Raw genomic sequence first — 23,520 nt, 5'->3', positions numbered from 1 at the left:
AGAAGGAGACCGGCAAAATGAACTTGTATCAATTGTGCGAAGGTATTCAGTTGGATGAGGGAGCCCGTCAGACGATCAATCAGTTTCATATCGATGATAAAAGCTATAATCAACGAAAACTGCAGTTTATTAGCGATAGGTTTGCCTTCTTTGACAGCGTGAAGGAATCGCCTTCTTACCGCGAGACGTTCTTGGCCCTCTTCGCAAGATTTGCGGTGGATGCCTATGAAGAATATAGGAGCCGAGGCATATCGGACGATATTTATTACGACACATTCTCCGATCTGCAAATATGGTGCAAGAAATGTTACCAGGATTTCGGTGTCTATGGTATCGAAGAATACGGGTGGCTGCAGGAGCATGTTCAACTACGGTTATTTCGGTTAGGCCGGCTGCAATTCCAGCCTATATCGCTGGATCAAGACGTGAAGGCGGAAGGAAGAAAGTTAAGTAAGGGAGAACTGGCGCTTAACGTTCATATTCCGGAAGGCGAATCGCTGGATGGGCAAAGCGTGGAGCGATCGTTCGAGATGGCGAAATCGTTCTTCCGAGGTATTTCTTCAACTTTCGTATGCCATTCGTGGCTGCTCTATCCGCAGCTCAGCGAAGTGTTGCCGCCGACTTCAAACATCCTGAAGTTCCAGAAGAACTTCGTCATCTATGAAGTGGACCACGATGCAAAGCAAGCAGAGGAACGCATATTCAACCGCGTGTGCGAAGACCCATCGCTTTATGAAGAGCGAACGTCATTACAGCAAAGTGCAAAGGCCTATCTAATGGCTGGTAATCAGCTGGGGAACGGATATGGTGTAATATTCTAATATCCGTATTTGTATAACAATCTGAATGGTATGAAGAAAATCGTACAGAATTATAATAGGTTTTGACCAGACTGCCGGCCGATTGTGCCGGCGTTTTCTATTTCATCAATGAATGTGATGCCACAAGAGGTTATCTAAGGGATGTAAAAGTTAAAATCGGGGCATGGGAAAAGATGCTAGGCAGTCGTTAAAATATTAGTGAAAAAGTCAATATAGACAAGTTGGTAAGCAAAGCCGCGGTTGAACTGCTGCCGTCATACGCAGCTTTCAATAAATAAACAAGGGAGCGTGAGGACATGACGAGTATTATGAGAATCATCTCGGCTTTACTTGCGTGCTTATTGGTCATTCTTATAGTCACAACCAATGGCACAAGTCAGGTAGCGCATGGGGAAGCACAGAACCAAGGCACCGATTATTACGTGGATGCATCAAACGGAAACGATGCAAGCGAAGGCACAGGCACAGGGGGGGCCTGGAAGACGCTGGATAAAGTGAACAGTAAAACCTTCGAGCCCGGTGACCGGATCTTGTTCAAACGCGGCGAGTCATGGAGTGGAACGCTTCACCCCAAAGGCAACGGCGAAGCCGATCAGCCCATCGTTATCGACTATTACGGCGATCAAGCGGACTCGTCTCCGCTCATCAATGGCAACGGTAATGAAGCGGCAGTCTATTTATATAACCAGCAGTACTGGGAAATCCATAATCTGGAAATTACGAACGACGACGGCAGCCGGGAAGACATCAACAGCCGCACGAAGAAGAATGGCATCTACATCGTTAATGACGATGCCGGAACGCTGAATCATATTTACATCATCGGCAATAACGTGCATGACGTGTACGGCAACAACACGAAGGACGGTAACGGCAGCAGCGGCATCAAAGTCCGGACGATCGCGGGAGACGTGCCGTCTAACTACGACGATATCCTTATTGATGGGAATACGGTCGGCCCCCGGGTAGACCGAACCGGCATCGACATCAATTCGGATTATTGGTGCAGACCGGACAGCGGCTGTACGGGGACGCCGAATTGGTACCCGAGCCATAACGTGGTGATCGAGAACAACTTCGTGCAGGACGTCGGCGGAGACGGCATCGTCCCGATGGCAACCGAAGGCGCTATCGTGCAATACAACACAGTGGGCGGCTTCAATATGCGCTCGGGCACGGTGAATGCTGGCATATGGGCGTGGAACGCGGATAACACGATTATCCAGTTCAACGAGGCGTACAACGGCCATACGACGCTCGACGGCCAAGGCTTTGATATCGACTACGGTCAGACCGGTACAATCGTGCAGTACAATTACAGCCATGACAACGACGGCGGCTTCATTCTGATCTGCCAGCCATCGGGAGCTATCAATGCCGGGGGCATCGTGCGGTACAACATTAGCCAGAACGACAAGGAGCGGGTGTTCCAGCTGGCCGGACCAACCACGAATACGCAAATTTACAACAACACGATTTATTTGGAGAATGGTTCGACGACGAAGCCGATCTATGCTTCGAGCTGGGACGGCTACACGAAATCGGCGGCGTTCTACAATAATCTGTTTTATCTCGAGGGAGCGGGTGAGTGGCAGGGCTTGTCCAATATCGCTTCCTTCGAATTCGACCATAACACGATATTCGGCGTTCATTCGGCCGGCGAGCCGGCGGATGCCAATAAGAGCGTCGAGGATCCGAGATTGGCGCTGCCGGGCAGCGGAGCGCTGGGACGAGATACGGTAGACGGCTATATGCTGGCGGAAGACTCGCCTGTTCTTGGCACGGGCCGTTTGATTCCCAATAACGGCGGATTGGATTATTGGGGCAATGCGTTGTCAGGCACGGAGCTGCCTAACCGCGGCGCTTATAACGGTATCGGTATTGACATTCAGCTTCCGGTCGTTGAAGTCGAGGGCATTGAAGCGGAGCATTCGCGAGTCGTGCTGCAAATCGGCGAAAGCGCAGAAATTCCGATCCGGGTCCTTCCGGCTAATGCCACGGATAAGACGTTTACGCTGATTAATGACAATGAGATGGCTGTAAACACAACCGGTGATTTCGGCAGCGTTCGGATTACAGCTATGGAAGAAGGAGAAGCGTCGCTCACGATCGCATCGAACGATGGAGACTTCCGGGAAATGATTCGAGTGAAGGTCGTACCGGTGTTCCAATACGAGAACAAACACATAGGGAATCCCGGCTTCGAGAACGAGCAACTAGCGCCGTGGGGCTCCTGGAAGACGGGAAGCGCGGAGACGACCGAGCATGCCAGATCCGGGGAGAAGGCCGGTCAAGTGGACAGCTTAGAAGGCTCTCTCGAGCAGAAGGTATCGAATTTGCGTCCGAATACGACTTACGTGCTTACGGCCTATGGCAAAGTGACAGATTCACTCGACAAGATGGATATCGGCGTCAAGGACTACGGAGCGGGCCAGGTCATCCGAAATATCGGCAGCCTGGACTACTCGGAAGCGACGTTCAAATTCACGACCGGTCCGGAAAGCACAAGCGCGGCCGTGTTCTGCTACCGCTGGAACGGCAACGCTCCGGTCTATTGCGACGACTTCAGCTTGAGCGAATATGCAGTAGGCATCCACGTCGACGAGCAGAAGCTTGACCTCAGCATCGGCGAACAGAAGACGATCGATGCGGTGGTGCTCCCGTTCAATATCGCTAACCGGTCCGTGATCGCGGAAATAGCGGATCCGGCGATCGCCGACGTAACGGTAGAGGGCGGCAAGGTGACCGTCAAGGCCAAGGCGGCTGGAGCCGCAAAGCTGACATTGACTTCCGTGGATGGCGGCAAGATGGCCGAACTGGACGTCAAAATCGCGGCGGCCACTACGGAGCAGCCGCCTGTGCCGGGTCCGGTGACCGACGAGCCGAAACCTAATCCGACCATCCAGCTTGTTAACGCAGCGGAACTGCAACGAGGAGCGGACGGAGAGGTCACGATAGCCTTGAAGCCAGGCAAAATCGAGATGTCGCTGCCGCGGAATATTGCGGACATTCTGAATGGAGAAGAGCTGACTGTCAAGGCAACCGACGTCGCCTTGACGATTCCGGCTAAGGTGTTAAAGGAGACTGCGAAGCTTACGGGAGATCTTGATCTTCCGGAGACCAGAATCCATATCCGCGTCGAACAGCAGGAAGAAGCGCTGGAGGTAGACGAGGATATGCGGCCAAGGAGCGGTCTATACGATTTCCGTCTATACTTGAAAACCGCGGACGGCAAGGAGCATGTGCTAACGGCCTTCAGTGAGCCGGTAGAAGCCGTATTCGAATATGACGAAGCCGGTACGGACGAAGAGCTGCTCGGACTCTATTATCATAATGAAGTAACAAAGGCGTGGGAGTACGTCGGCGGGGAGATTGACCGAACGAATGGAGGGCTTCTCGCGGAATTGGATCATTTCAGCTCCTATGCGGCATTTGAGCTCAATCGAGCGTTCGTAGACGTAGCCTCCGAGCATTGGGCGTTCCGCACGCTTCAGATCTTGGCAGCCAAACATCTCGTGAACGGCGTGACGGAGAGGATGTTTAATCCCGGCGACCCAGTGACGCGAGCCGAATTCGCGAGCTTGGCGGCAAGAGCGCTGAAGCTCGAGAGCGACGGTTCCGCAAGCCCGTTCGTTGATGTCGACGCGGAAGCCTGGTACGCGGATTCCGTCGCGGCCGCTTACGAGGCCGGCCTGGTTCAAGGCAAATCCTCAAACGAATTTATGCCCGAGGAAGCTATAACGCGCGAGCAAATGGCGGTTGTTCTCGCAAGAGCCTACATTTATAAAGTCGGCTTAACGCTTCCGGAATCCGATTCGATGCAAGCCTATGCCGATATAGCAACCGTCTCGCCATGGGCGAGAAATGCGGTGAACGGCGCGCTTGAAGCGGGCTTGCTGCAGGGCAGAGGACAGGGGCGCTTCGCGCCGTCTGGGACTCTGACGCGGGCGGAAGCTGCGCAAGCGATATGGAACTTGATGAACAAATAGCGTTATTCGAGGGAGAAGTGATGGGGCGGTCCCGTCACTTCTCCCTTTCAAATATTCCGAAGGTGCGGCGGGGTATGCACCGCAGTCGAATGCCAATTTCAAGACGCCTTATTTAACGGATCCCGTCTTCAGACAAAAGTTTGATCATTTCGTCCATTCATTCGCTGAGCAGTTCGATGACCCGTTAACCGTCGATTTTATTCGTCTTTACGATGCTGTTCTACGGCGGCTTGGTGCCCGGCTATATTCTCATAACCGAGCTGCATCTCATCGATTCGATCTGGACGCTTGTGCTGCCGGGCGCACTGAGCTGGAATTCCTGGTTCGAAGGGCTGATCTATATGATGGATACAAAAAACTATCCGCTCGCCACGTTCCTGCAGACCGTCGTCGTCCAGCAGGATTTCAGCAAAATGAGCATTAACCCCGAGGATATGGAAAACCTGTCGCAGCGGACGGTCAAAGCGGCGCAAATTTTTATCGGCGCGCTGCCGATCCTGCTGGTGTACCCGTTCCTGCAAAAGTATTTCGTCAAGGGAATCGTGCTTGGCGCCGTAAAAGAATAGGAGGGAGTGGATTATGGTGGACATGTTGAACATGAAGCCAGATTTGTTTCGTTGCGGCGAACATACGGAAATGCGGGAGTTAGGCGGAGGAAGGTTCCGGATCATACTAAATGCCTTTTTACTAACATGACATACTTACATATGGTCGATTACTAATTATAGGTGGAATTAACTTGGACTGAGCATTGCACCCGATTCATAAGGATTTCGATAGAAAAAATTGAATTTGAATTCGAACGATGCTCTCAATCCACCATAATTGCTTAAGACATATATCAGCTTAGATTGATAGTCTTTTCATTAATTTCCAACTGTGGATCGTATCAGCAGCCTTTTTTTAGCACGATAGTCAAAATAGGACGATTGCCGAGGGATGATCCGAATGGTTTGCGGTCATATTAGGCGAGGATGATGAATTGATTTAAATTCTAAAGCCTAGTAAAAGTCGCTAATTTCGTGGTTATGATTGTTAAAATCGGGGCATGTACGCTATTCGTGCCGTTTGTTAAGATAAAGCCGTAGCATAAGTTGAAGAGAGGGGAAAAAAAATGAAAAAAAAGAAATGGGTTTCGCTGATGCTTGCGCTCGTCCTGACAACCGTTGTCGGATGTTCAAATGGGAGTGGTAATGCAAAAACCGATGAGACAACGAACACGCCGGACAATACCGCACAGAAGGAGCAAACCGCGCAGAATGACGACGGCAAATTCGATCCGCCGGTTACGATCACAACTGCTCGCCCGGTAGGAACCGACTACAAGTTCATTAACGGAGAAGACATCAATAATAACGTGCACAACAAATGGGCGAAGGAAAAGCTCGGTATTGAGTTCAAAGACCTTTGGAACACTGCCGACAACGGCGCTTACCATACGAAGCTCCGGCTTTCGTTAACGACGGCAGATCAGCTGCCTGACGTATTTATCGTCCAGGACATTAATCTGATCGCTGACCTGATCCAATCCGGAAAGGTAAAGGACATCGGGGCGGATTTCGAAAAATATGCGAGCGAGCGAATAAAGAAAATTTATGCGGATAATTCCGATGCCATGAATCAAGTGAGAAAAGGCGATCAATTGCTCGGACTTCCGATTTTCGCTGCCGGAGACGGTACGAACCCTCTTCTATGGGTGCGCCAGGATTGGCTCGAGAAGCTGAATTTAAAAGAGCCGACGACAATTGAAGAGTTTGAAACTGTCATGGATGCCTTTACAAATCAAGATCCAGACGGCAACGGCAAAAAAGATACGTTTGGTTTCAGCTTTGCAGGCCGTAACAATTTCTCGAACTGGATGTCCGACGCCAGCTTCGTGTTCGGTGCCTTTACCGGCAAATATATTCCTGGGACTTGGCAGAAGGATGAAGATGGCACGTTAAAATATGGCTCCGTACAACCTGAGATTAAGACAGGCTTGGGAAAGTTGCATGAGTGGTATTCGAAAGGCTATTTGGATCCGGAACTGGCTGTACTTGATGAAGTGAAAGCGACCGAGAGCTTTATTCAGGGCAAATCCGGCATGATCGCTGCGCCGTATTGGGCATATGGCTGGCCGTTGGGAGATACCAAGGCCACAAATCCGAATGCTAAACTTAGAGCGTATAAACTTCCTGTGGGGCCGGATGGCAAGTCAGCACGTTTCACAGGGCTTGTGAATGAAGGCAAAGTCATGATGTTTAACAAAGATTTCAAACATATGGATGCGTTCTTCGCTTATTTCGATAAAATTTACGACCTTGAATTTGAAACGGGAGACTTCAAGAACGGTTTCTTCGAAGGCTACGACTATGCGCTCGTGGACGGCCAACCGGTCTATGACTCGACGAAATTCCCGACACCGCTTGAAAAAGCTCCTTCGCCGGACAAGTACAACCTATTCTGGAACACGCCAAAGATTCCATTCCAGGAATCTGCCACCTATGATTACCTCTTCAATGGCAATGAAGTGAAGAGCAGGGCACATAAAGGAATATCGATCCAAGATCCGGAGCAGATTCGCGCAGGGGCCTTGAATTACCAGATGAGCGATATCAACGCACCGACGGAATTCCTCGGCGCTCCGACGGAAACGATGCGGAGTAATGGCGACAATCTCAAAACAATGGAACTGGAGACGTTCGTTAAAATCATATATGGTAATGAACCGCTGGATAAATTCGATACCTTCGTGACCGATTGGAAGAGTAAGGGCGGCGATAAAATCGATCAGGAAGTAAATAAGTGGTATAAGAGCGTAAACCCGTAACGGAAGGAAAGCAAGGCAGCCGGGCGTGCAGAAATGCATTCTCGGCTGCCTTTCTATCGATTGCGGAAGTTTTTCGGCGTGCAGCCGTAAAATTCCTTAAAAATATAAATAAAATACTGTGTTTTCTGGTACCCGACCTCCTTAGCCACGTCAGCAACCTTCATATTGGTCGTCTCGAGTAGACGCGCCGCTTTTTCCATTCGGATCCTGGAGATATAAGCAGACAAGCTCTCACCGGTTTCTTTTTTATATAGGCGGGAGAGGTAAACCGGATGAAGGTAGACGTGCTCCCCGAGGCGTGTCATAGACACATCCATCTGCAGGTGCTCTTCGATAAAGTCGTGAATTTCCCGGATAATGTGGTTGCGGTTCGGCGATATCTCCTGCAGCGAACGCTTAAACTGTACGATTAGCGGAAGAGCCCATTCCTTGATTTGCTCGGTGCGTTGGAAGTAATACGATTTGCGCTGCAAAGAAAAGGAATTGATCATTTCGGCAAATGAATCCCCCTGCTTGTGCGCAATATAGGAGAAGCAGCTAAGTAAATAATAAACCGCTTCCATCAGATGATGCTGCGTTCGGAAATCCGGCATATCTAGCTCTTCCAAGATGTAATCGAGCTTGCCGTTAACTTCCTCCCAGCGGTCGGAATCCATCAACTGCAGCATGGTCGGCGATTGGTAAAGCCTTGTTAGAGGTTTTATTGAGTCTCCCGGCTCAGGGTTCCTCAAGTCATTCATGTCAAGCATCACACCATAGCGCGTTCCCACCGACCGCCAGAAAACGTTGATAGCCTTCAAATATTGGCGGTGAAGCTCGTACTGAAACACGAATGGTTCTGACAACAAGATGGAGACCGTTCGTTTCATATAGATTTGAACCGCTTGCTTCAGTTTATTGATTTGGACGTTAAGCTCCCTGTGGTCGACTACAACATCACAAGGCAGTAATACAACGATGAATTGATTGTCATCTTTGCAGGACCAAATGGAAGGCTTGTCCCCGATTCGCCCGAAAAAAATCTCTTCCGCCACATTAAGCAACGCAAAGTTGAGTAATTCATAATCCTCTCGCGTCATATCTTCCGTACCCGTCTCGATCCGAATCAAGGCAAGCACGCAATCCGTTTCCGGCTCGAACTGCAGGTGGAGGGCTTGAAGGTGGCGCCTTAATTCCTCGGCGTTATATTTCTTACCGAGCAGAAGATCGAACAACAAATGCTCCCGCATTCGGCCAATCCCGAGATTCAAGACGTCGCTTGCAGCTTTCAGACTCCGTATCTGCCGCTTTTCCTCCTCGATTTTTGCGAACACCTTCTTCAAGCTGAGGAGCACCTCGTCTTCCGTAACGGGCTTCAACAAATAGTCGGAAGCACCCAACTGCAGCGCCTTCACCGCGTACGAAAAGTCGGAGTGACCGGATAACAAGATCACTTTCGTGTCCCGATGATGCCGCTGAAGCGACGAGAGCAGCTCCAGTCCGCTCCGTTCGGGCATGCGAATATCCGTTATGACTATTGCGACAGGGACTTTTTTGACGACGTCAAGCGCTTCCTTGGCCGAGCCGGCACGGTATACGTTTGATATGCCGAGGGTCTTCCACTGGATCTCGGTCTCCAAATAATCGAGGACGTAGTCCTCGTCATCAACCAGTAATACGTTCATTGAAATTCTCCTTGTTCAGAATTTGAAGTGCAACGCGGAAGCCGCCCCATTCGTTAATGGAAAAAGACAGCCCGGATGGCTTGCCGTATCGATTCATCAGCCGGTGATGGACGTTTCGAAGTCCGCAGCCCATCTCATCGGTATTCTGATAGTTGGCCTGCACGCGGTCATAGAGCGATTTTAAATCCTCTTCACACAGCCCCTCTCCATCATCATCGATGTTGATGATGTATTGGCTGCCGTTGATCGCTCCGTGGATATGAATCTTTCCTGCATCTCGTTTCTGCTCGATGCCGTGCACAACTGCGTTTTCCACGATCGGCTGCAGAAGCAGACTTGGAACGGGCAGTCCCAGCATAGCGGTCGGAATTTCGATCGAGTAGGTTAATCGCGTATTCCGCAGAGACTGCACCTCCAGATAGCTTTCGATCAACCGGATCTCATCCGCCAATGTCGTGGTTTCTCCCGCTTTGAGGGTGATGTAGCGGTAGAAATCGGATAAATTTTTGGCCATGGAAATGACGGCGCCAGGCGATTTATTCGCCATGCTGACAATGTAGAACAAGCAGTTATATAAAAAATGGGGATTGATCTGTGACTGTAAATGCTTATATTCAGCTTCTCTCGTTCGGACTTTCTCCTCGTATACGTTTTCGATCAACGACTGAATCCGTGAAGCCATCTCGTTGAACCGGTCGAACAAATAATCGAATTCGGTTTTTGTCTTCAGCGTGGCCCTGCTGCCGTAATCGCCTCTCCCCAAATTTTCAATTTTACGCATCAAATAGCCGAAGGGCATGCGAAATTGCCTGTAGAACATCAAGGAAATCGTAATTCCCGATATTAGAAGGAAGAACAGACTGCCATTTACGAGCAAATTTACTTTCTGCAGCGGATTAAGAAATTCGCCGAGCTTAATATAACTGAATAACGTGCCTCCAAGGGAAGGGCTTTTCATCGATTGCACCAAATATTCGACGCCTCCGATCTCAAACACGGTCAGCTTTGGATGATCCGAAATGTTTCCGTCAAGCACGTTTTCCTCCTCATTCAGAAAAAGCTCAAATAAGGCCGGATCAACATCCGCATTACCGATCAGATCACCCTCGGAGAAATAAAAAAACGAATTGCCGTTGCCGGTCTTATCGAGCCCTTTAAGCACGGAGCGCAAATACTTACTGGAAATAGTTGTCTCGACTATCGAGGTGATGTGGCTGGAATCGGCGGCGATAATCGACGGGTTCGTCATTAATAGATGAAAAGTAAGAAGGCCGTTGGTTTTCTGTGCATACCATTGATTCTTCGGTTTGTTCACCAACTCGTTCTGATTATATTTGACCGTTTTAGAGGTCGATATCGCCTCTTGAATGACAGGCCAATAGACGGTCAGTTCATGGATGAGCGGTTCAGCTTGGCTTTGCAGCTCAAGCTTTTCTTCAATCGTCTTGCGCATCAGTAAGTGGTTCAAGTATTCGGGAAATTCCCAGGAGCTCGCATAAGATTTAATCGTAGTATCATTCGCTAGCAGGAGTGTCTGCTTCTCCAGCTGCCGAAGCGATTGCTCCATCTGTTGCATCGTAAATTCCATCTGCTTCGCGGCAGAGTTTTCAAGCGTTTTCGTCACTACGTCCTTACTTGTTTGGTTTGCAAAGGCAAATAAGATTGTGGCCGGGACAAACAAAAAAGCCAGCATAAGCAACAGTCTTTGGAACACTTTATATTTTACCATGCCAAACACCACCTAATAGGAGTTTACCGCAAGAGGTTATCATTGGGGTTATAGATGTTAAAACCTTATCATAGGTCTGGTGAAATCTCGTTGCTATAATAGTATCAGAAGCTGACCAAAGTGCAATTACGGTAATCGCAGAGAGGAGTATTTTTGTATGAAAAGCGGACTTCAAGCATCGCTGGGGCAGCCTGCAGCGATCAAACGAGAGTCAAAATGGAGAAGGGGATTGAGGATAACATGGCCGCTTCACCTGCTCGTTTTACCAGCGACAGTTATCGCCATTGTGTTTCATTATTTGCCTATATTCGGTCTAGTTATGGCCTTTCAGGACTATAAACCATGGCTCGGATTTTTTCAATCGGAATGGGTAGGCTTCAAGCATTTCGAGTCACTGTTTATGTTCGACGAATCGGTTCAGGTCATATGGAATACACTGATCATCTCGGTATTAAAGATCGTATTCGGGTTATTCGTGCCGATTGTCATCGCACTGCTGCTCAATGAAATCCGAAAATCTGGTATCAAAAGAAGCATTCAAACGCTTGTCTATCTTCCCCATTTTCTATCGTGGGTTATCTTGGGCGGTATTCTGATCGATCTCTTGTCCGTGAAAGGCGGTATTGTCAATAGGATGCTTGTCGATTGGTTCGACATGCAGCCGATCTTCTTCCTCGGCGATGGAGATTGGTTCCGGTTCGTTGTCGTCGTCAGTGATATATGGAAGGAATTCGGGTTTGCGATGATTATATATCTTGCAGCAATCGCAGGGGTGAATCCGTCGCTGTACGAGGCGGCTGAAGTCGACGGCGCAACTCGTCTGCAGCAAACGATCAATGTGACGATGCCGGCTATGCTGCCGATTATCGTCGTGGTGGCGACGCTTCAACTCGGGAACGTACTCAACGCTGGCTTCGACCAAATTTTCAACTTGTACAATCCTCTGGTCTATAACAAAGGAGATGTCATCGATACGTTCGTGTATCGTTCCGCTATGCTTAAGGGTGACTTCAGCTTTGCCACAGCGGTCGGGCTATTCAAATCCATTATCAGCTTTATCCTGATCATCGTATCGTACCGGCTCGCGTATCGATTGGGCAACTATCGGATTTTCTAAGATTGAGGGGGATAGAATATGTATTTTAAAACAACCGGCTATAGAACGTTCAGCATATTTAACCATGTGTTTCTTATTGTACTGTCCTTGTTATGCATTCTACCGCTTATACACGTGCTGGCGGTGTCGTTCAGCGGCAAATCAGCAGCGAGTGCCAATATAATCAATCTTTGGCCCGTAGATTTCACTTTGGAAGCATATGAGAAAACGATCGACAATCCCGCGTTTGTCAGGGCGTTGTTTTACTCCGTATATCGTACGGTGCTCGGAACCGCGATCGGCATGGCTGTTATCATTTTTGCGGGATACTCACTGTCCAAGCGAACCGCAGCATTCAAATCCCGCAATGTATATATGTGGTTTTTCGTCTTCACGATGCTGTTCTCTGGAGGGTTGGTGCCGGGCTATATTCTGATTTCGGAGTTGAATCTCATTAATACGATATGGGCGCTTGTGCTTCCAGCAGCTTTGAGCGTCTACAACCTGATCCTTCTAATGAACTTCTTCCGTACAATCCCGGTGGAACTGGAGGAGGCGGCGCTAATCGACGGAGCGGGGCTTTTCCGCATTTTATTCAGCGTCCATTTGCCGGTCTCCATGCCCGCTTTGGCGACAATAACGCTTTTCACATTGGTCGGCCATTGGAATTCCTGGTTTGACGGGCTTATCTACATGCTAGATACCAAAAATTATCCGCTTGCGACATTTCTGCAAACCGTCGTCGTCCAACAGGATTTCAGTAAGATGAGCATCAATCCGAAGGACATGGAAAACCTGTCCCAGCGTACGGTTAAAGCGTCGCAAATTTTCATCGGAGCGCTACCGATCCTGCTGGTGTATCCGTTCCTGCAGAAGTATTTCGTCAAAGGTATTGTGCTCGGTGCAGTGAAAGAATAATTAGGGAGCTGATTTGTTCGTGGAAAATTACGAATTACCGGCCAAGCTTTTTCATAGCAGTGATAGCACAAGGATAGAATTGCTGGAAGCAAACGGATTTCGCATACGTGCTTCACCGGAAGGGGGAAGTGTCCAATTGGACGCGAAGTCGATAACGACTATCGCCTGGAAAGAATACGGATATTTATCAGCTGACATTTATCATGAATCGCATGATGTGCTCGTCGTTTTGTTTTCATTTATCGATAGGGTTGACCGATCGATTTCGGTTCATTATGGCATATTGCCCGGTGTAAAGACGAGGATTTGCCTGCCATTAAAGGCTTTGAACGGAGAAAAACTATTTCTTGATCGCTTTCCCGGGGTTATGCAATCCGTGCTGCGCGGAGACGCATTCGTAGACAGAGCCGGGATCGCGAGGTTTTCGGTCTCGACAATCCCATCGTTAAATCCGAGAACCTTGGAGATCTCCAGGCTGACTTTAAGCCAGTCCATCCCATCCTTTCAGTATGAGCATACACCGTATGTCGATTGTCTAGGGCAATGGGCAGGAAAGGAATGGGTGGACAAAACGAAATTGCCGAGCGTTCTCGTACGCGCGCTCAGAAAGGAATGGCAGCTTGCACAAGAGAAAATCGCCCCGTCTGGATACGGCCGTTACGGTGGTTGGAAGGGGCTGCAATTTGTCTCAACTGGTTTTTTTAGAACGGAGCATGACGGACAACGGTGGTGGTTTGTCGATCCGGACGGTTATGCTTTGTTCAGTGCCGGGATGGATAGCATTCATCCCGCCGAGACGATGTGGGTAGACGGAATGGATCATCTGCTTCCGGAGCTTCCAACACGGGAGGGGGAATACCGGGACGCCTGGCGGGACCGGGGGTACAGCTTCGGGATCGCTAACCTTATCTTGGCCTTCGGAGATGAATGGCACAAAAAGTGGGCGGATCTAACTGAATACCGGATGAAGCTGTGGGGAATGAACACAATCGGCAACTGGTCCAGTCCTGAGTTCATCCGTCATTCGGAGCTACCATACGTGTATCCGATGGAGGGCTTCCCGATGACGGCACAAACGATCTTTCGGGACTTCCCGGACGTGTTCAGCCCGGAATTCGAGAACAATGCCACGGTGTTCTCCGAACAGCTGCACGCGATGCGTGAAGACCGTCGCCTGGTTGGATATTTTATGCGCAACGAGCCGCACTGGGCGTTCGTCGACGGTCTGGACTTGACAGAGCAAATGCTTCGTTCGCCGATCCAGTTCGTAAGCAAGACACATTTTCTGGAATGGCTGAAGGAAAAGTATGGGGACGTTACCGGCATAAATCTCGCTTGGAAAAGTGACTTGCAACATTTTGAGGATTTGCTTCACGGTCTCAATTTCTCTGACTGGTCGGACAGCCCTGTCAGAAAAGCGGATTTCAATGCGTTTAACCGGATTATGATCCGGCGTTATGTTGAGGTTCCGGCCAAACTTTGCAAGCTGGTTGACCCAAACCATCTGAATTTGGGGATGCGCTACGCATGGGTAGGCAGCGACGATGTGCTGGAAGGATGCGAAGCCTTTGATGTCTTCTCCATTAATTGCTACCAGATGGAGCCGAACCGGGAGCAAATCCGGCACATTAGCCAGTGTTTGAACAAGCCACTCATGATTGGCGAGTTTCATTTCGGAGCGGCGAACGCAGGTCTGCCTGCGTACGGTATCCGTGCTGTCGCCACACAGGAAGACCGCGGAGCGGCCTACCAGTATTTTGTCGAGCAGGCAGCCTCCATTCCAGAGTTAATCGGGGTGCATTACTTCCAACTCAATGATCAGCCTGTTTTAGGACGCTTTGACGGCGAGAACTATCAGATCGGGGTTGTGGACGTCTGCCAGCAGCCCTACCACTCGTTCGTGGAAGCGATGAAACTTACACATGGCCGGATGTACGACATCCGTACTGGAAGGCTTGATGCGACCGGAGTTTACCCGAACGAAATTCCGAAAACAGGATTTTAAATACGTTTACCAATCCCGGCTCGGAGTGGACGGTATCAGGATGATTGGACCGTGAGAAATCGAGGTTGAGGTGCACCTTTCAAGGTTGCCGTGGTTTCGTAGAACATAACGGTCCGTTGGGAAGCAGTGATTTTTTGCTGCTTCTTTACTATTCCTTTTGGAGAAAGCGGGTCAGTTGAAGGATGAGGCGAGTGTTCTGACGGCGCACGGCGTGGCGGTTGCTTCCGCGGGAGTAGATATTCCGAACAAAAGACAATGACAACATAAAGGATTTAAGCCTGCAGAACAGTGTTCACTATAATAATGAAAGCGCTTCAAAAGGTTTTCGTTAGGGTGTTAAAGTTACAATTGGGTCATAGAATGGGTCCAGATTCCATTTAAGTAGAGGAAGTGATAGGTTATGAAACTCCAACAACGCCAAGCAATTGTTTTAGTCACAGTACTTAGTTTATTAGTTATCTCCTTTACTGCGTTCGCTGCATATAAAAAAAACTCCGATGATCCCCCCGAAAACATCGTCGCCTATATTAATGGCAGTACTATAGAGGCTGAAGAACTTATAATTTTTACCCAAATGATGAGACATCGCGGAAATAGCTTTACTCAGGTCAAACAACATGCATTACAAGATTTAACACGTGCGAAGGTCGTACAACAGGAGGCTGTTCGCTTAGGCATTATCGAGAACGATACCTACTCCTCATTCTTGGATGAATGGAAGAAGGAGAATGAGAGGCGTAAAAGTGCGATTGAGAACGAAGTTGTTATATTTGGACCAAGAGAATATTCAGTGCAGGCATATTTCGACTTTAGGCAAGCAAATATTCTAAATAAACTTAAATATTTGTGGTTGGAGCGACAACCAACTGTTTCAGAAGATTCATTACTTCGTTTCTTTGATGAAAATAGCGAGAAGTTAGCAAAAAAACATGACTTGATTACAATCTATAAGTTAATAGAACCAACACAGGAAAAGATGGAGCAATTGAAATCCCAATTGGAGACTAAGTCATTCATCGAGTTGTTTAATGCACGAAAAGCTGCTGGAGAATTAACCGAAGTTGAAATTATTGAGGAGAGGAACTACAAGACTATATCCAAGTACAGCAGTGAATACTATAACCTTGTACTGGGACTGAACGAGGGAGAGATCAGTAGCATCATCAAAAATAATGGATCCTACATGATTGTGATGTGCATGCAACGGAGACCGGGGGGAGAATTCGATTTAAACGAAAAAAGAGAGGAGGTGATGACGATGTACTTGGATCAAGGATTTGGCGAATATGTTGACCGCCTAGTTACCATGGCTAAGATTGAAAAGACAGAACATTTCGGAAACATTGTACTTAATTAACTTCAGTCTCAGGCGAATTCAAAATTATTTAGGAGGAGTAATATGAATTCGGTATGGTGTAGAAGCATTTTTATGACTTTGTTCTTCTTTCTTGTAGCTTCGATTTCATTCGCTGCATCTGTTGCTGCAGCTGATTATTACATCGATGTAACAAATGGCAGTGATACCAATAACGGGACCACTAATGGAACAGCGTGGAAAACATTGAGTAAAGTTAACGGTACAACCTTCGCGCCGGGGGACACGATTTATTTCAAGCGAGGGCAAACTTGGTCGGGTAGACTCTGGCCCAAGGGAAGCGGAACGAATGTTGCGCCCATCAAGGTCGATACTTACGGAAGCGGGAACATGCCTATTATCAACGGTAACGGTCAAGAATCGGCGGTATATCTGTATAATCAGGAATACTGGGAGATACGAAATCTCGAAATAACGAATGATAACGGCACCAGCTCAAGGCGTATGGGCATCTATGTTGTGAATCAGGATGCCGGCACAATGGATCATATTTACATTATCGGCAACGACGTTCACGATGTCTATGGCGACAACGTAAAGGATGCAAGCGGTAGTTCAGGTATTAAAGTTCGAACGATCGCTGGAAGCGTGGATTCTAATTTTAATGATGTAAGAATCGACGGTAACACCGTGGGACCACGTGTGGATCGTACCGGAATCGATGTGAATTCGGATTATTGGTGCCGTCCGGACTCTGGATGTACAGGTGAATATAACTGGTATCCCAGCACCAATGTAGTAATCGAAAACAATTACGTATCCGATGTAGGCGGGGACGGTATTGTACCGATGGCGACACAAGGTGCAATTGTTCAATACAATACGGTCAATGGTTTTAATATGCGCTCCGGGACCGTGAACGCCGGGATTTGGGCATGGAATGCCGATCACACCATTATTCAGAATAATGAAGCTTTCAATGGAAACACCACACTGGACGGACAGGGCTTCGATATTGATTATGCACAGACGGGAACGATCGTTCAATATAACTACAGCCATGATAATGACGGCGGGTTTATTTTAATCTGCCAACCAGGAGGAGCGAAGAATGACGGTGGTGTTGTTCGCTATAACATAAGCCAGAACGATGGAACGCGGGTGTTCCAACTCGCAGGCCCGACGACGAATACAATGGTTTATAATAATACCATCTATTCGCCGCCCGGCAGCACAACTTATCCGATTTACGTCAACTCATGGGACGGTTATACAAAGTCCGTATCGTTCTACAACAATATTTGGTACCTAGAAGGGGCGGGCAGTTGGCAAGGTTTGTCCAATATACAAGCATTAAACTTCAAATACAATACCATCTTCGGAGTCCATACATCCGGTGAGCCGGCGGATCCGAACAAGATGACATCCAACCCGGGGCTCGCGTATCCGGGAAGCGGAGTAAACCGAACGTCGGTGGAAGGATATAAACTATTGCAGAACTCTCCTGCGTCAGGAACAGGAATGGTTATTAATAATAATGGAGGTCGAGATTATTGGGGGAACCTTGTATCGGATTCCAATGCCCCCAATCGCGGGGCTTACAATGGTACAGGAGTTGCAGTAAGCACAGCCATTCATGTTCAGAATATCACCATGGGACTGCAAACTGCTCAAGGACAAACGCGGGCAACGGCTACAGTCCTGATTGTCGACGGCAATGGGAATCCAGTGGCGAATGTGACGGTCAACGGACAATGGTCCGGCAAAACGTCGGATTCCGACTCTGGCGTAACCGGTTCGGACGGCAAAGTAACGCTTCAATCCAATCAGGTACAAAACAAAAACAGCTCAGGCACCTATACATTCACTATAAATAACGTGACGCACGGTACGTTAACATACGAATCCAGTGCCAATACCGAGAACAGCGATTCGATAACGAAATAAAATTTTATTTTCTGCCCCGATTATTCCTGTTACTAACTGAGCGACATAGAAACAGCGACCCTTCTTAATAACTGAGGAGGGTCGCTTTTTGAGCATTGATTTTTTCTTGGCACGATTGCATTCATATCGTTCTGAAAATAATGATGCTTATGCTGTAATGAGCATGGATCTACTTAACAGACGAATGATGCAGACACGCCGGACGGAGAACCCTTGAGTTTTCCTCAAAATGGGTAGGGCGGTTTTTTTGGAAGAGATCCCTAACTAATTTGAAGAGGCATTTTCTTCTGATTAGTGTGCTCGAAACATTTGTATAATGAAAATTTAGATTGCGGGTAGCTGTACGGGACGAAGGTTAGTCTTGGAAAAATACACAGATAGGACTGATACACGGAGATGTGAGCCCCTTTAAGCGATAGATTGTGCAATAAATTCCTACACAATTTCTGCCTGGATCATAGCTGTTGCGATGGTATACTTCCTGGAACCGTACCTCACACAATATAATCATTATCACGTTTATGCTATGACCAGCCTGCTGGTCAGATCTAATGTGACAAACAGCTGCTCGCCAGCGATAAAATGGTGCTTGCTACGCAATTCTTTTTTGATACAAAACGAGGTATCTCCATACAGAGATCACCTCGTTTTTGTTTTTTGAAGATTCCGGGAAGCTAAGAATTTTATGCAACGATTAAAGAACTTTATTTTCACTTATGCATCGATGTTGTATAGGGTTGTCTGGGTCATTAAAGAACTTTATTTTTATTTTGGGTCAGTTTGAGCATTAAAAAACGCGTCAAATCAACGACGTGATTAAACAACTTTATTTTCTCTTACCAACTGTCCACAATCCGGATCAGCGCGCAGTTACGCCAGTGAAAAAACATATTGAACAAAAATAACGCTATGATATAATCAATAGCGTTATCGACATTTAAAAGTAATAGCCAGTGCAGTTTTATCCCCACTTTAATTGTACATCTGGAACTTTGATTTGTCAATGCTCTTTTTAATAATATAAGAAAGTATAAGTTTCATTTATACTTTCTTATATTTCTCGGAATGAAACGCGCTGCGCCGCCAAAGGACGGCGTCAGCCGTTTCACCTTGTCCCAGAAAACGGAAAAAGGAGTGTGTTCAAAAGAGATGGAAGCGAAGGATTGGCGGCAGGAACTGGAACGGCTGGAGCGGGTCGGGAACAAGCTGCAAGCGAGAATCGCCGAACTGGAGCCGGAGGTTGCCGGACTGAGCGGTCAGGCTACGGATATCCGCAAGCGGTTTTGGGAAGAAGTGACGATTAATACAAGCACGTACGAAGATTTCGAAGAGAGCTTTTACTCGATTAACCAGCAGTCTGCGATATTGGCCGAACGGGAGCGCGGCCACAAGCTGTTGATGCAGCAATGGAAAAACATGAACCGTCTGCTTCCGTCTCCTTACTTCGGACGCATCGACTTTCAGGAGGATGGACTTGGCCTGAAGGAACAAATCTATATCGGCGTTTCTTCATTCGTTGACGAAGACGGATTGAGCTTTTTGATCTATGACTGGCGTACGCCAATCGCGAGCATGTACTACGACTGCTCTCCCGGTCCGGCGTCTTATGTGACGCCATCCGGAGAAATCGAAGGGACGATGGAGCTCAAACGGCAGTATCAGATTCAAAATGGGCAAATCCGCAACATGTTTGACGCGAGCGAAACGATCGGGGATGAATTGCTGCAGCAAGTGTTCGGCAAAGGCGCAGACTCGCAGATGAAGAGTATCGTGGCCACGATCCAGAAGGAGCAAAACGCCATCATCCGCAATGACAAAAGCCGGATGCTTATCGTACAAGGGGCGGCCGGCAGCGGCAAGACTTCAGCGGCATTGCAGCGGGTGGCGTACCTGCTGTACAAACACCGCCAAACGATAAAGGCCGATCAGATCGTTCTTTTCTCGCCGAATACGATGTTTGCCAGTTATATCTCCACCGTTCTTCCGGAGCTCGGCGAAGAGAACATGCAGCAGACGACGTTTCAGGAATATCTCGACTATTGGTTGGGTTCCTCGCTACAGCCGGAGGATCCCTTTGATCAGATGGAATATGTATTGACCGCGCAAGGAGAGCAAGGGTATGTGGCCCGTCTTCAAGGGATGAAATACAAGTCGTCCGAGGCTTTCCTGCAAGACCTGCAAAACTATGGAATGTGGCTGGGGCAGAAAGGCATGCGCTTCAACGGCATTCGTTTTCGGAACCGCAATTTGATTACCGCAGAGCAAATGCGAGCGAAGTTTTACGAGTATGATCGTTCCCTGCCTTTGTTCAATCGGGTCGCTCTTTTGCAGGAATGGCTGCTGAATGAACTGGCTTCGCTGGAGCGCAAGGAACGGGAAGCGCCTTGGGTAGAGGAAGAGTTGAATTATCTGGACTCCGATCAGTATGGGGAAGTCTTCGGAATGCTGCATAAAGAGAAGGAGCTATTCGACCTTACGGAGCATTTCACCTCCGTTCGCGAGAAGCTAAGCAACAAGCGCCAGGCAGATGAAAGCGACTTTGATTTCGCTTCGAAAGAGGAAGAACTGCTCCTCCGAAGGGTTGTGAAAGAAAGCTTTAAACCGCTAAGGAAAGGAATTAAAAAGTTCTCGTTTGTGGATGTCAAAGGCATATATGGCCAACTGTTCGAGGGCGAAGCCGCTTATCGGAAGAGGACAAATAGGGAAGAGCTTTTGGCCTGAGATCTGCAAGCAAACCAAAGAAAGGCTGGATCGGCAAAATTATTTTATGAGGATGCGACTCCATATTTGTATTTAAAAGAACTGATCGAAGGCGTTCGGACCAACACGGAGATTCGGCATGTCTTCATTGACGAGGGGCAAGATTATTCGCCGTTCCAATTTGAATATTTGAAAAAGCTGTTTCCCCGTGCCCGGATGACGGTGCTTGGCGATTTCGGGCAAGCGATTTTCATGCAGGCTATAAGTTTGGACGCACCTGATTCGCCGCTGGTCCGCCTTTACGGCGAAGATGAAACTAGCATTGTTCGCCTGTTGCGCAGCTATCGTTCAACGAGGGAAATTGTGGAATTTACGAAATCGATGATTCCAGGCGGGGAAGAAATTGCGCCGTTTGACCGGAGAGGCCGGAGGCCCCTTCTGACGAGGAGGGACGACGGGGAGAAGCGCGATGGGCAAATTCTTGCAGACATAGCGGCACTAAAGGCCGAGGGCTTCGATTCCATCGCCGTCATTACGAAGACCGCAGCCGAAAGCCGGGAGGCCCATGAGTCGTTACGGCTTCAAGGAGGCGAAGCTCTGCAGCTCATTACGAAGGAGACGCTTGGCTTTGAAAAGGGAGTCATGGTCATTCCCGTATATCTCGCCAAGGGTGTCGAGTTCGATGCAGTTTTGGTCTATGATGCTTCGCCCGAAGCTTACAGCCGGGACAACGAACGCAAGCTTCTTTATACGGCGTGTACGCGGGCCATGCACCGGCTTCATCTTTATACGACGGGCGATTGGTCGCCGTTCGTGCAGGCATTGCCCGCGAATTTGTACGAGAAAGCAACCTATTGACCAATCAACGCTCGATGAGCAGAAAGCAGGGACTCATGTCAGCTCCTATGCAAACAAAACCGAGGTCAGCCGGCGGAGACGACTTCTCGCTGAAAGCCATTCTGCCGCCGCTCATGGCGATTATTGTCGCCATGATCATGGTTATTTTGGACAGCACCGTCGTCAATAATGCCATTCCGAAGCTCGTTGACTACTTCGACACCGATCTAAAGACGATCCAATGGACCGTCACCGGTTATACGCTCGCCTTATCCGCCGTTATCCCGCTTGCAGGCTGGATGACCGATAAATTCGGCTCCAAGCAAATTTTCATGATTACGATCGCCCTGTTCACGATCGGCTCCGTGCTGTGCGGCATCGCGCAAACGCCGGAACAGCTAATCATTTTCCGCATCATTCAAGGCCTAGGCGGCGGCATGGTTGGCCCGATCGGGATGACCATGGTGTTCAAGCTCGCTCCTCCGGAGCGCCGCGGATCCGTTATGGGCCTACTCGGCATCCCGATGCTGATGGCGCCGGCGTTCGGTCCGGTGTTATCCGGCTGGCTGGTCGATACTGTCAGCTGGCACTGGATTTTCATCATCAATCTGCCGATCGGCATTATCGCGTTCATTCTCGGTTATAAATATTTGCCGAAAGCGGACCGCCATGCGGCGCCGCATCTGGACGTCATCGGCATGTGCCTCGCTCCGATCGCCTTCTCCATGCTGGCGTTCGGCGTAAGCGAGGGCGGCACCAGCTGGTCCTCGGCTTCGACGATCACGGGCTTGACCGTCGGCGGCATAGCGCTGATCCTCTTCATCTTCGTGGAACTGCGGCAGAAGCAGCCGCTGCTGGAGCTGAAAGTGTTCAAGTCGTCCGACTTTACGCGCAGCATCATCTTGACGTGGATCGTACAGCTTGCGCTGTTCGGCGCAATGCTGATCGTGCCGCTGTACCTGCAAGGCGTCATGCACTACACCGCGCTTGAAACGGGCTGGATCCTTATGCCTTATGCGCTATGTGCGGGAATCGGCATGCCGATCAGCGGCCGGCTGTTCGACAAGATCGGCGCGCGCCCGCTCGCCTTCGCCGGTCTTTCCGTCGTATCCATTGCCCTGTTCATCTTGTCTGGCATATCGGTAGATACACCACTATGGGTTATCATCTTGTGTATCTGCATCATGGGTATCGGCATGGGCTTCTCCATGATGCCGCTCAACACGCATGTCCTGAACGCTGCGCCTCGCCGTCTGGTGAGCCGCGTTACACCGCTGACAACAGCAGCTCAGCAAGTCGTCGTTTCGTTTGCGGTCGCGGGCCTGACAGGTTATCTCACTTCGCAAATCGCTTCCCAAGCCGCAATCGCTGGAGCGGACGCGAATCCGCTGACCGCCGTCGTCGCGGGTTACGGCGACACGTTTTTCCTATCCGCGTGTCTCGTGTCCGCGGGCGTGGCGCTGTCGCTCCTTCTGCGTAAACCTAAGATGCAGGAAGAAGAAGGAACCGCCGGCGGGGACAATCCGGTCCCTGCGATGATGGAGCACTAGCACTAGTCGCGGATCGGCTCCGATTCGCTTGTATGCAAATAGCTTGAGCCTTGGCCGTTCGTCGGCCAAGGCTCTATTTTTCGCGATCCAATAATAATCCTGTTCAACTTAAAACAATCCAGTAAAGCGGTTTCAGAAAT

11 protein-coding genes and 2 pseudogenes are annotated in these 23,520 nt (G+C 49.0%); 11 read left to right on the top strand and 2 right to left on the bottom strand.

Annotation, left to right across the window (positions count from 1 at the left end):
• Positions 1-17: 17 nt before the first annotated feature.
• The 4 genes and pseudogenes from RB620_RS09600 (at position 18) to RB620_RS09585 (ending at position 7,619) form a co-directional block, all read left to right on the top strand.
• The gene (locus tag RB620_RS09600; protein WP_308093814.1) at positions 18-821 is read left to right on the top strand and encodes an acyltransferase domain-containing protein; all 804 of its coding nucleotides are present in this window, start codon (positions 18-20) and stop codon (positions 819-821) included.
• A 296-nt stretch (positions 822-1,117) separates the two neighbouring features.
• The gene (locus RB620_RS09595) at positions 1,118-4,810 is read left to right on the top strand and encodes an S-layer homology domain-containing protein (RefSeq protein ID WP_308093813.1); all 3,693 of its coding nucleotides are present in this window, start codon (positions 1,118-1,120) and stop codon (positions 4,808-4,810) included.
• A 197-nt stretch (positions 4,811-5,007) separates the two neighbouring features.
• A pseudogene (locus tag RB620_RS09590) lies at positions 5,008-5,376 on the top strand (ABC transporter permease family protein); the annotation flags it as partial.
• A 548-nt stretch (positions 5,377-5,924) separates the two neighbouring features.
• Complete coding sequence (locus RB620_RS09585; RefSeq protein ID WP_308093812.1) at positions 5,925-7,619, top strand: extracellular solute-binding protein; 1,695 nt, start codon at positions 5,925-5,927, stop codon at positions 7,617-7,619.
• A 53-nt stretch (positions 7,620-7,672) separates the two neighbouring features.
• Here RB620_RS09585 and RB620_RS09580 read toward each other — a convergent pair whose 3' ends face one another.
• Together RB620_RS09580 and RB620_RS09575 are read right to left on the bottom strand one after the other, a co-directional pair.
• On the bottom strand, positions 7,673-9,283 hold the full coding sequence (locus tag RB620_RS09580; RefSeq protein ID WP_308093811.1) for a response regulator: 1,611 nt from the start codon (positions 9,281-9,283) through the stop codon (positions 7,673-7,675).
• Entirely contained in the window at positions 9,264-11,012 is a 1,749-nt protein-coding gene (locus tag RB620_RS09575) for a sensor histidine kinase (protein ID WP_308093809.1), read from the bottom strand. Before RB620_RS09575 ends, RB620_RS09580 begins: the two co-directional genes overlap by 20 nt.
• Before the next feature lie 157 nt (positions 11,013-11,169).
• Here RB620_RS09575 and RB620_RS09570 point away from each other — a divergent pair, with 157 nt between their 5' ends.
• The 7 genes and pseudogenes from RB620_RS09570 to RB620_RS09535 all read left to right on the top strand — a co-directional run bounded on the left by RB620_RS09570 (position 11,170) and on the right by RB620_RS09535 (position 23,380).
• Positions 11,170-12,129: an ABC transporter permease gene (locus tag RB620_RS09570; RefSeq protein WP_308093807.1), complete on the top strand. Its 960-nt coding sequence runs from the start codon at positions 11,170-11,172 to the stop codon at positions 12,127-12,129.
• 18 nt (positions 12,130-12,147) lie between these two features.
• Positions 12,148-13,026, top strand: coding sequence for a carbohydrate ABC transporter permease (locus RB620_RS09565; protein ID WP_308093805.1), 879 nt, complete (start codon positions 12,148-12,150; stop codon positions 13,024-13,026).
• A gap of 562 nt (positions 13,027-13,588) precedes the next feature.
• Entirely contained in the window at positions 13,589-15,031 is a 1,443-nt protein-coding gene (locus RB620_RS09560; protein ID WP_308093803.1) for a beta-galactosidase, read from the top strand.
• Between the two features lie 400 nt (positions 15,032-15,431).
• Positions 15,432-16,388, top strand: a complete 957-nt coding sequence (locus RB620_RS09555; protein ID WP_308093802.1) for a SurA N-terminal domain-containing protein — start codon at positions 15,432-15,434, stop codon at positions 16,386-16,388.
• A 42-nt stretch (positions 16,389-16,430) separates the two neighbouring features.
• Complete coding sequence (locus tag RB620_RS09550) at positions 16,431-18,293, top strand: right-handed parallel beta-helix repeat-containing protein (protein ID WP_308093801.1); 1,863 nt, start codon at positions 16,431-16,433, stop codon at positions 18,291-18,293.
• A 1,149-nt stretch (positions 18,294-19,442) separates the two neighbouring features.
• Positions 19,443-21,851 (top strand): annotated as a pseudogene (helD, locus tag RB620_RS09545) (RNA polymerase recycling motor HelD).
• 35 nt (positions 21,852-21,886) lie between these two features.
• A complete protein-coding gene (locus RB620_RS09535) occupies positions 21,887-23,380 on the top strand; it encodes a DHA2 family efflux MFS transporter permease subunit (RefSeq protein ID WP_308093796.1) in 1,494 nt (497 codons plus the stop codon).
• Positions 23,381-23,520: the final 140 nt, after the last annotated feature.

It is taken from the genome of Paenibacillus sp. LHD-117 (assembly GCF_030929555.1).
Lineage (GTDB): Bacteria > Bacillota > Bacilli > Paenibacillales > Paenibacillaceae > Pristimantibacillus.
The sequence above is the reverse complement of the archived record's forward strand: the minus strand, read 5'-3'. Positions and strand labels throughout refer to the sequence as shown.